General features: G+C 34.9%; 10 protein-coding genes and 5 tRNA genes. All 15 read right to left on the bottom strand.

Annotated elements, in window-relative coordinates; all coding sequences use genetic code 11:
* Positions 1 to 10: 10 nt before the first annotated feature.
* The 15 genes from rpoB to rpsU all read right to left on the bottom strand — a co-directional run bounded on the left by rpoB (position 11) and on the right by rpsU (position 10,469).
* Positions 11 to 3,820 carry a DNA-directed RNA polymerase subunit beta gene (rpoB, locus tag GQR94_RS12720; RefSeq protein ID WP_158975851.1) on the bottom strand — a complete coding sequence of 1,270 codons (3,810 nt, stop codon included), beginning with the start codon at positions 3,818 to 3,820 and terminating at the stop codon, positions 11 to 13.
* Between the two features lie 131 nt (positions 3,821 to 3,951).
* Positions 3,952 to 4,323: a 50S ribosomal protein L7/L12 gene (rplL, locus tag GQR94_RS12715; RefSeq protein WP_013551141.1), complete on the bottom strand. Its 372-nt coding sequence runs from the start codon at positions 4,321 to 4,323 to the stop codon at positions 3,952 to 3,954.
* Positions 4,324 to 4,376: 53 nt separating this feature from the next.
* The gene (gene rplJ, locus GQR94_RS12710) at positions 4,377 to 4,895 is read right to left on the bottom strand and encodes a 50S ribosomal protein L10 (protein WP_158975850.1); all 519 of its coding nucleotides are present in this window, start codon (positions 4,893 to 4,895) and stop codon (positions 4,377 to 4,379) included.
* 11 nt (positions 4,896 to 4,906) lie between these two features.
* On the bottom strand, positions 4,907 to 5,596 hold the full coding sequence (gene rplA, locus GQR94_RS12705) for a 50S ribosomal protein L1 (protein WP_158975849.1): 690 nt from the start codon (positions 5,594 to 5,596) through the stop codon (positions 4,907 to 4,909).
* An 18-nt stretch (positions 5,597 to 5,614) separates the two neighbouring features.
* Entirely contained in the window at positions 5,615 to 6,052 is a 438-nt protein-coding gene (gene rplK, locus GQR94_RS12700) for a 50S ribosomal protein L11 (protein ID WP_013551138.1), read from the bottom strand.
* 65 nt (positions 6,053 to 6,117) lie between these two features.
* Positions 6,118 to 6,669 carry a transcription termination/antitermination protein NusG gene (gene nusG, locus GQR94_RS12695; protein ID WP_158975848.1) on the bottom strand — a complete coding sequence of 184 codons (552 nt, stop codon included), beginning with the start codon at positions 6,667 to 6,669 and terminating at the stop codon, positions 6,118 to 6,120.
* Positions 6,670 to 6,679: 10 nt separating this feature from the next.
* Positions 6,680 to 6,868, bottom strand: coding sequence for a preprotein translocase subunit SecE (gene secE, locus GQR94_RS12690; protein WP_158975847.1), 189 nt, complete (start codon positions 6,866 to 6,868; stop codon positions 6,680 to 6,682).
* Positions 6,869 to 6,940: 72 nt separating this feature from the next.
* Positions 6,941 to 7,013, bottom strand: a tRNA-Trp gene (locus GQR94_RS12685).
* 76 nt (positions 7,014 to 7,089) lie between these two features.
* Entirely contained in the window at positions 7,090 to 8,277 is a 1,188-nt protein-coding gene (tuf, locus tag GQR94_RS12680) for an elongation factor Tu (protein WP_158975846.1), read from the bottom strand.
* Between the two features lie 54 nt (positions 8,278 to 8,331).
* A tRNA-Thr gene (locus GQR94_RS12675) sits at positions 8,332 to 8,403 on the bottom strand.
* Positions 8,404 to 8,484: 81 nt separating this feature from the next.
* Positions 8,485 to 8,557: transfer RNA gene (locus GQR94_RS12670), tRNA-Gly, on the bottom strand.
* A gap of 101 nt (positions 8,558 to 8,658) precedes the next feature.
* Positions 8,659 to 8,740 (bottom strand) — tRNA-Tyr (locus tag GQR94_RS12665).
* A gap of 25 nt (positions 8,741 to 8,765) precedes the next feature.
* Positions 8,766 to 8,839: transfer RNA gene (locus tag GQR94_RS12660), tRNA-Thr, on the bottom strand.
* A 439-nt stretch (positions 8,840 to 9,278) separates the two neighbouring features.
* The gene (locus tag GQR94_RS12655; RefSeq protein WP_158975845.1) at positions 9,279 to 10,169 is read right to left on the bottom strand and encodes a tyrosine-type recombinase/integrase; all 891 of its coding nucleotides are present in this window, start codon (positions 10,167 to 10,169) and stop codon (positions 9,279 to 9,281) included.
* 105 nt (positions 10,170 to 10,274) lie between these two features.
* A complete protein-coding gene (rpsU, locus tag GQR94_RS12650; protein WP_158975844.1) occupies positions 10,275 to 10,469 on the bottom strand; it encodes a 30S ribosomal protein S21 in 195 nt (64 codons plus the stop codon).
* Positions 10,470 to 10,550: the final 81 nt, after the last annotated feature.

Raw genomic sequence — 10,550 nt, 5'->3', positions numbered from 1 at the left:
CCTATTCTTATTACTCTTCCAGTCTAATATCTAAACCTAATCCCTTAAGTTCATGCATTAATACGTTGAAAGATTCTGGTAAACCAGGTTCTGGCATTGTCTCTCCTTTTACAATAGCTTCATATGTTTTCGCTCTACCAACAACATCATCAGACTTAACTGTTAATATTTCTCGTAAAGTTGCAGATGCTCCATATGCTTCTAGTGCCCAAACTTCCATCTCTCCAAAACGTTGACCACCAAATTGTGCTTTACCACCTAATGGTTGTTGCGTAATTAATGAATATGGTCCTATTGAACGTGCATGCATCTTATCATCTACCATGTGTCCTAATTTCAACATGTAGATAACACCAACAGTAGCCGGTTGATCAAAACGTTGTCCTGTACCACCATCATAAAGATACGTATGTCCAAATCTTGGAATACCTGCTTCATCTGTATATTCATTGATTTGATCAAGACTAGCACCATCAAAAATTGGTGTTGCATATTTCTTGCCTAATTTAAGACCTGCCCAACCAAGAACAGTTTCATAAATCTGACCAATGTTCATACGAGAAGGCACCCCTAATGGATTCAACACGATATCAACTGGTGTTCCATCTGCTAAGAAAGGCATGTCTTCATGACGTACAATTCTTGAAACAATACCCTTGTTTCCGTGACGACCCGCCATTTTATCACCAACTTTTAATTTACGTTTTTTAGCAACATAAACTTTAGCTAATTTCATAATCCCAGCTGGCAATTCATCACCTACAGAAATTGTAAACTTATCTCGTCTTAGGTTACCCTGAAGGTCATTAAGTTTAATCTTGTAGTTGTGTAATAAATCTGTAACTAAGTTATTATTATCCTTATCCGTTGTCCAACTTCCACCCACTAAGTGAGCAAAATCGTCAACAGCATTAAGCATTTTCATGGTATATTTCTTTCCTTTTGGAAGTACTTCTTCACCAAGGTCATTTAATACCCCCTGAGATGTTTTACCATTTACTAGGTTAAATAATTTTTCAACTAAAACATCTTTCAGTTGTTGGAATTTAACTTCGTATTCTAATTCTAATTTAGAGATTGCTTCTTTATCTTCTGAACGTTTTCTCTTATCTTTTACAGAACGAGAGAATAATTTCTTATCAATAACAACACCTCTTAATGATGGTGATGCTTTTAAAGAGGCATCTTTTACATCTCCAGCTTTATCACCAAATATAGCACGAAGTAATTTTTCTTCTGGAGTAGGATCAGATTCTCCTTTTGGAGTAATCTTACCAATTAAAATATCACCAGGTTTAACTTCTGCACCAATTCTAATCATCCCATTCTCATCCAAGTCTTTTGTAGCCTCTTCTGAAACGTTTGGTATATCATTAGTTAATTCTTCAGCACCTAATTTAGTATCTCTTACTTCTAAAGAATATTCATCAACATGAATAGAGGTGAAGATATCTTCACGAACTACTTTTTCAGAAATTACAATAGCATCCTCAAAGTTATACCCTTTCCATGGCATAAAGGCTACCTTTAAGTTTCTACCTAAAGCTAACTCACCATTTTCAGTTGCGTACCCTTCACAAAGTACTTGACCTTTCTTAACTTTATCACCTTTTCTTACGATAGGTTTTAAGTTAATACTTGTTCCTTGGTTTGTTTTTCTAAATTTAACAAGCTCATACGTTTTAGAATCATCTTCAAAACTTACTAAACGCTCCTCTTCAGTTCTATCATACTTAATAGTAATCTTTAGAGAATCTACATATTGAATAAGCCCGTCTCCTTCAGCATTTATCAATACTCTAGAATCAGAAGCAACTTGACGCTCTAATCCAGTACCTACAATTGGTGCTTGAGGTTTTAATAAAGGAACTGCTTGACGCATCATGTTTGATCCCATCAATGCTCTGTTCGCATCATCATGTTCCAAGAAAGGAATAAGTGATGCAGAAATAGATGCAATTTGATTAGGCGCAACATCTGTATATTGTATCTCAGAAGGATCTACGACTGGGAAATCCCCTTCTTCTCTTGCAATAACTTTTTCTGCTGTAATATTACCTTCAGCATCCATTGGAATGTTTGCTTGCGCAATTTTCATTCCTTCTTCTTCTTCTGCACTTAAATAGCCAAAGTTTTCAATATCAACTTTACCATTCTCTACTTTTCTATATGGAGTCTCCAAGAAGCCCATAGAGTTTACTTTAGAGAATACTGCTAATGAAGATATCAAACCAATGTTTGGTCCTTCAGGAGTTTCAATAGGACAAAGTCTACCATAGTGTGTATAGTGCACATCACGTACTTCGAAACCGGCTCTTTCTCTTGATAAACCACCTGGCCCAAGAGCAGATAATCTTCTCTTGTGCGTAATCTCAGCTAATGGATTCGTTTGATCCATAAATTGAGACAACTGGTTGGTACCAAAGAAAGAATTAATTACTGAAGACAAAGTCTTAGCATTAATTAAATCGATAGGAGTAAACACTTCGTTATCACGTACATTCATACGCTCACGAATTGTTCTAGCCATACGCGCTAAACCAACACCAAACTGTTGTGATAATTGCTCACCTACAGTTCTAACACGACGGTTAGATAAGTGATCAATATCATCAATTTCAGCTTTTGAATTAATTAACTCAATTAAATATTTAATTATAGTAATAATATCTTCTTTAGTCAAGACCTGCTTGTCCATTCCGATATCTAAACCTAATTTTTTATTCATTCTGTAACGACCAACTTCACCTAAGTTATAACGTTGATCAGAAAAGAATAATTTATCAATAATACCTCTTGCTGTTTCCTCATCTGGCGGCTCAGCATTACGTAATTGACGGTATATATGTTCTACTGCTTCTTTTTCAGAATTCGTAGGATCTTTTTGTAGTGTATTATGAATGATACCATAATCAGATTGTGCAGCACTTTCTTTATGTAAAAGAACTGTTTTAACATCAGCATCTACAATCTGCTCAATATGTTCTTTTTCAAGAACAGTATCACGATCTAAAACGATTTCATTTCTTTCGATAGAAACTACCTCACCGGTATCTTCATCTACGAAATCTTCATGCCAAGTATTTAATACTCTAGCCGCTAATTTACGACCTAGCACTTTTTTAAGTCCTGCCACAGAAACCTTAACCTCTTCAGAAAGGTCAAAGATCTCTAAGATATCCTTATCACTTTCAAAACCGATAGCTCTGAAAAGTGTAGTAACAGGTAATTTTTTCTTTCTATCAATGTAAGCGTACATAACGCCATTGATATCTGTTGCAAATTCTATCCAAGAACCCTTAAAAGGAATAACTCTCGCAGAATATAATTTTGTTCCATTCGCATGGAATGATTGTCCAAAGAAAACACCTGGTGATCTATGTAATTGTGATACAACAACACGCTCAGCACCATTTATAACAAAGGTACCACTTGGTGTCATATAAGGGATAGTCCCCAAATATACATCCTGAACAATAGTTTCGAAATCCTCATGTTCCGGATCCGTACAATATAATTTTAATCTTGCTTTTAGCGGAACGCTATGGGTAAGACCACGTTCTATACATTCTTGTATAGAGTAACGAGGAGGATCAATAAAATAATCAAGAAATTCTAAAACGAACTGATTTCTAGTATCTGTAATAGGAAAATTTTCTTGAAATGTATTATATAGTCCTTCATCTCCCCTTTCGTCAGATTTAGTTTCTAGTTGAAAAAAATCTTGAAACGACTTAACCTGAATGTCCAAGAAATCCGGATAGCTCGGAATGTTCTTAGCGGATGCGAAATTTATTCTTTCAGTCTGATTTGTAATCATCAATGGACAAAATTTTGATTATGAATACTTACTATAAATTTGTACATAACTCAAGGCTACATACATAAATAGGTTTAGGTCTAGACACGAAAGTGAATAGACCTAAACCAAAATTATTATGGTTGCTTCTACTATTTAAGCTCAACTTCTGCTCCAGCTTCTTCTAATGACTTAAGAATTCCTTCTGCTTCATCTTTAGAGATACCTTCTTTAATAGCTTTTGGTGCGCTATCAACGATATCTTTAGCTTCTTTTAAACCTAAACCAGTTAATTCTTTAACCAATTTAACAACTGCTAACTTAGAAGCACCAGCTGCTTTTAAGATAACATCAAATTCTGTTTGCTCTTCAGCAACAGCAGCATCACCACCACCAGCAGCAACTGCAACAGCAGCAGCAGCAGGTTCGATACCGTACTCATCTTTTAATATATTAGCTAATTCATTAACTTCTTTTACTGTTAAGTTAACTAATTGTTCTGCGAAATCTTTTAAATCTGCCATTTTTCTATCGTTTAATAAATTTTTAAAATATAATTGTTTTTAGTGCGTGCGTTTTATCTTTCTGATAAAGTTTTAAGAATACCAGCAATTTTACCTCCACCAGACTTAAGACCAGAAATAACATTCTTAGCCGGAGACTGAAGTATAGAAATAATATCACCAATAACTTCTTCTTTAGATTTGATATTAACTAAAGCTTCTAATTGATCATCACCAATATAAACTGCTTCTTCTACAAAAGCACCTTTTAATAATGGCTTATCTTTAGTTTTAGCTCTAAAAGCTTTTATCAATTTTGCAGGACCGTTACCAGTTTCTGCAAACATTAAAGAAGTACTACCCTTAAGAACATCAGGAAGTTCCCCGAAGTCTTTATCAGAAGCTGCCATTGCTTTTGCAAGCAATGTATTTTTAACTACGGCTAATTTAATATCAGCTTTAAAACAAGCTCTTCTTAAATCTGAAGTAGTTACTGCGTCTAAACCAGATATATCAGCTAAGTATATTGTAGTAGCATCACCTAATCTTGCAGTTAAATCTTCTATTACGTTTAATTTTTCTTCTCTTGTCATCTTAATATGAATTAAACTGATTTAGTATCTAATTGCACACTAGGACTCATCGTACTAGACATGAAAATACTCTTAATATAAATACCCTTTGACGCCGTTGGCTTCAACTTATTTAAAGTATCAATAAGTTCTTTTGCATTTTCATAGATCTTATCTGCAGAAAATGAAACTTTACCAATTGCAGCATGAACAATACCAGTTTTATCAACTTTAAAGTCAATTTTACCAGCTTTAACTTCAGCTACAGCTTTCGCTACATCCATAGTTACTGTCCCAGTTTTAGGGTTAGGCATTAAACCTCTAGGACCCAATACTCTACCTAAAGGACCTAATTTACCCATAACACTTGGCATAGTGATGATCACATCAACATCTGTCCAACCGCCTTTAATTTTATCTAAATACTCATCTAAACCTACAAAATCCGCACCAGCCTCTTTAGCCTCTGCTTCTTTATCTGGAGTTACTAAAGCAAGAACTTTAACATCCTTACCAGTACCATGCGGTAAAGTAACAACACCACGTACCATTTGATTCGCTTTTCTAGGATCAACTCCTAAACGAACCGCTAGTTCAACAGATGCATCAAATTTTGCATTTGTGATTTCTTTTATTAAAGCAGACCCTTCAGATACAGAATAGATTTTATTCTTATCAATCTTAGAAAGCGCTTCTTTTTGATTTTTCGTTAATTTTGCCATTATATTGCTTTTAAGATATTAAAAAGGTCTAGTTCCTGAAACCTTTAAACCCATTGATCTTGCAGTACCAGCAACCATGCTCATCGCAGAGTTAATTGTAAATGCATTAAGATCTACCATCTTATCTTCAGCGATAGTCTTAATTTGATCCCAAGATACGTTTCCGTTTTTAACTCGGTTAGGTTCACCTGATCCTTTTTTAATCTTAGCCGCTTCCATAAGCTGAACTGCCGCCGGCGGTGTCTTTACAACGAAGTCAAACGACTTATCCTTGTATACGGTGATAGCAACAGGTAAAACTTTACCCTGTTTGTCCTGTGTACGTGCATTAAATTGCTTACAGAACTCCATGATGTTAACACCGGCAGCACCTAAAGCGGGTCCAACCGGTGGCGACGGATTCGCTGCACCTCCCCTAACTTGTAGTTTAACTACTTTACTAATTTCTTTTGCCATTGTCTTAAATTAAATTAAATTGTGTCAATTGGAAGCAACACAACTTTTATGTAACAGTTCTAAATTTATACTTTTTCAACTTGCATATAACTCAACTCTAATGGAGTTTTTCTTCCGAAAATCTTAACCATTACCTCAAGCTTACGCTTCTCTTCATTAATCTTTTCAACTGTTCCGTTAAATCCATTAAAAGGCCCGTCAATAACCTTAACCGTTTCTCCCATTACAAAAGGAATAGCAACATTTTCTGTTGTTACAGTTAATTCATCAACCTTACCTAACATTCTATTCACCTCTGCTTTTCTCAAGGGAACAGGATCTCCTCCTTTTGTTTCCCCTAAAAAACCAATTACATTGGTAATAGAACGAATAATATGAGCTACCTCACCTCCAAGGTTAGCCTTCACCATAATATAACCAGGAAAATAAACTCTTTCTTTATTTACCTTCTTACCATTACGGATTTGAATTACCTTTTCAGTAGGCACTAAAACCTCATCTAAATAATCACCAAAACCTAAACGAGCTACCTCTGATTCGATGTAACCCCTAATTTTGTTTTCTTGACCACTTACAGCCCTAACTACATACCACTTTTTATCCAATACTTCTGACATAGATCTTTTCTTAATTTATTAATTTATCAAAATAAATTTGAATCAACTCACTAAAAAGACTATCTACACCCCAAGTTGCCAAAGCAAACAAAATAGAAAAAACAGCAACAATTACCATCAAATTTGATGCTTCAGATTTGGAAGGTAATGTTATATTAGTTCTAAGTTCCTCTAAGGATTCCTTGATATATGTTAACATGCTGCGAAAGATTTACTTTATAATACAATAGGTCTTTAACCAATTTCTCGCTTAATAACCTCTCTTTATTAGCACGGGAGGGGAGACTCGAACTCACGACACCTGGTTTTGGAGACCAGTGCTCTACCAACTGAGCTACACCCGTTTCTATTTACATCGAAAGGTATCCGTTAGTAACGGACACCCTTGATGAAAATACTTTTATATAATCTTATTAATGATTAATCTGTAATCTCAGTTACTTGACCTGCACCTACAGTTCTACCACCTTCACGGATAGCGAAACGTAAACCAACACTCAATGCAATTGGAGATAATAATTCAACATTAATAGTAAGGTTATCACCTGGCATTACCATTTCAACTCCATCAGGAAGTGTAATTGTTCCTGTAACATCTGTAGTTCTTACATAGAACTGAGGACGGTAGTTGTTATGGAATGGTGTGTGACGACCACCTTCTTCTTTTTTAAGAACGTAAACCTCTGCTTTAAACTTAGCATGTGGAGTTACAGAACCTGGCTTACAGATTACCATACCTCTTTTAATTTGAGACTTTTCAATACCTCTCAATAAAAGACCTACGTTATCACCAGCTTCACCTCTATCTAATATCTTACGGAACATTTCAACCCCAGTAACAGTAGAGTTCAATTTTTCAGCACCCATACCAATAATCTCAACAGGATCACCAGTGTTAGCTACTCCAGTTTCAATACGACCAGTAGCAACAGTACCACGACCAGTAATTGTAAATACATCTTCAACTGGCATTAAGAAATCTTTTTCAACATCTCTTTTTGGTAATTCGATCCAAGTATCAACAGCTTCCATTAAAGACATTACTGTATCAACCCATTTTTGCTCACCGTTCAATGCTCCTAAAGCTGAACCAGCAATAACAGGACCATTATCACCATCATACTCATAGAAAGAAAGTAATTCTCTAACTTCCATTTCAACAAGCTCTAACAATTCTTCATCATCAACCATATCCACTTTATTCATGAATACAACCATTCTAGGAATACCAACCTGGCGACCTAAAAGGATATGCTCACGTGTTTGTGGCATTGGACCATCAGTAGCAGCAACAACAAGAATAGCACCATCCATCTGAGCAGCTCCAGTAACCATGTTCTTTACGTAATCCGCGTGACCTGGACAGTCAACGTGAGCGTAATGACGGTTAGCTGTAGAATATTCTACGTGTGATGTATTAATAGTAATCCCTCTTTCTTTTTCTTCAGGTGCATTATCAATTGAGTCGAAACTTCTCATTTCAGACAATCCTGCGTTCGCTAAAACTGTTGTAATAGCGGCAGTCAATGTAGTTTTACCGTGATCTACGTGTCCAATAGTACCGATATTTAAGTGCGGTTTAGAACGATCAAATGTTGCCTTAGCCATGTTTATTGAATTTTAATCTTAGTTTATATTAGTGTACAATTTATGTCTTGTTTGAGCCAATGATGAGATTTGAACTCATGACCTCTTCCTTACCAAGGAAACGCTCTACCCCTGAGCTACACCGGCCTATCTGAGTTCATAATCCAAATACTAAAAAGAAGATTAAAACCCAAAAAAAACAACCTTTTAAACTCAAGGTTTTATTAGAGCGAGAGACCGGGTTCGAACCGGCGACATTCAGCTTGGAAGGCTGACGCTCTACCAACTGAGCTACTCTCGCAATTATTTGCTAACTTCAAGAGCTAACAATATTTCAACATTTCAAATTTAAGAACAATTTTTTCAAATTACCCTTAATAACTTTAAAAAAATTCTTTAAAGTGGGGAGAGCAGGATTCGAACCTGCGAAGACGTAGTCAGCAGATTTACAGTCTGCCCTCGTTGGCCGCTTGAGTATCTCCCCAAATCAATATTTTAAAGAACTTAAGAGCCGATGGAGGGACTCGAACCCACGACCTGCTGATTACAAATCAGCTGCTCTAGCCAGCTGAGCTACATCGGCTTTTACTACTTTTTTTTGGCTTTAAAAAAGTCCGCTTTTCTAACGGACTGCAAATGTAAAGCTATTTTTAGTTTATCAAAATTTTTTTGAATAAAATTTTACGCAATTTTAATATTTTTTTCATTTTGACTTATCAAAGTCCTTTTCAACCAATCACAAGCGCTATTAGCCACCCCCTAAAAAGACACATATTGCTTTTTTACAATAAATTCATTTTTAAGCACATACCATTTAATTTCTGTAATTTCACACTCTTTAGTGCTTGTTTTTTTTACTTTCAGACGAACATTAGAACTATTTACCTCACCAAGGCACTGATTTAATTTATTTATTCGATTTTATTTAAAAATATTCAAATTAGCACTTGGTTTAATACTTACCGTTTACACATTTGCTTTTACAGATGAAAAATTTAAAGGACAATTAACGACAATCCAAACTAATTTTTATTCCTAGGATGCGCACGTAAATGAACTTTTTTTAACTCCGCTATACTATTATGGGTATAGACTTGAGTAGAAGCCAAACTAGCATGACCCAATAATTCTTTTACAGAATTTAAATCTGCACCCTTATTTAATAAATGCGTAGCAAAAGTATGCCGAAGTATATGAGGACTCTTTTTTACCTTACTAGACACTAAACCGAAATAATGATTGATAACCCTATACACAAGTGTTTCATAAATTTTATCGCCTGATTTCAACAAAAACACAAATTCATCTGAAGTAATTGCCGGCAAAGAATTGCGCTCTACAAAATACGCTTCAAACAAAGACATTAAAGAAGCCACCAAAGGAATAATACGTTCTTTATTTCTTTTCCCTAAAACCTTAATTGTTTTCTGTCTCAAATCAACATTAGTCACTTTTAAATTTACCAATTCGATACGACGAATTCCTGTAGCATAAAACAACTCAATAATCAACTTATCCCTAAGTCCTTCAAAATCTTCAGAAAAAGTCATAGAACTAAGTACTTCATTCATTTCGGCTTCCGAAAAAGGAATTTCAATTTTTTTAGCCGTTTTTAAAGCTTTATGTTTTGCTAGCGGATTAACAGCTATCGTTTCTGTTTTTAATAAAAATTTATAGTATGCCTTTAAAGAAGCTATTTTTCTATTAATAGTACGGTTGGCTATTTTCCCGTCTACCAAAGCAACAATCCAATTTCTAATAATTACATAAGAGACTTCATCTACATTGTCTTCCGCACACCCCTCACTACAGAACAAAATAAATTCATTAAGATCTTTTTCATAAGCCTTAATTGTATTTACAGAATACTTCTTCTCTAATGATAAATAAGCGACAAATGCTACTATAGACATATATCAAAAATACAAAAGTTAACACTCAATCCATCTTTAAAAAAAGCCACAAAAAAAGCCTTGCAAAAAAATGCAAGGCTTTACTATATTATAAACGTTTAAATACTATATCTCTTCTTGATCTCTCAATCCTTGAATATAATGAGCTTTTTGAAACTGAGCTCTACGTGCTACTGAGGGCTTCGTAAACTGTTGACGCTTTCTCAATTGACGCATTGTTCCAGTTCTATCGAACTTACGCTTAAAACGCTTCAATGCTCTATCTATGTTTTCTCCTTCTTTTATTGGTATAATTAACATGGGCTAAAACCTCCTCTCTTTAGTGATTAAGACTGCAAAGATAAAAACTATTCTCTAATTAGCAACCTATACCTTGAAAAT

Source organism: Cellulophaga sp. L1A9 (genome assembly GCF_009797025.1).
In the GTDB taxonomy this organism is placed as follows: Bacteria; Bacteroidota; Bacteroidia; order Flavobacteriales; family Flavobacteriaceae; genus Cellulophaga.
Note: the sequence above shows the minus strand (reverse complement) of the source record. Positions and strands in the feature narration are given on the sequence as shown.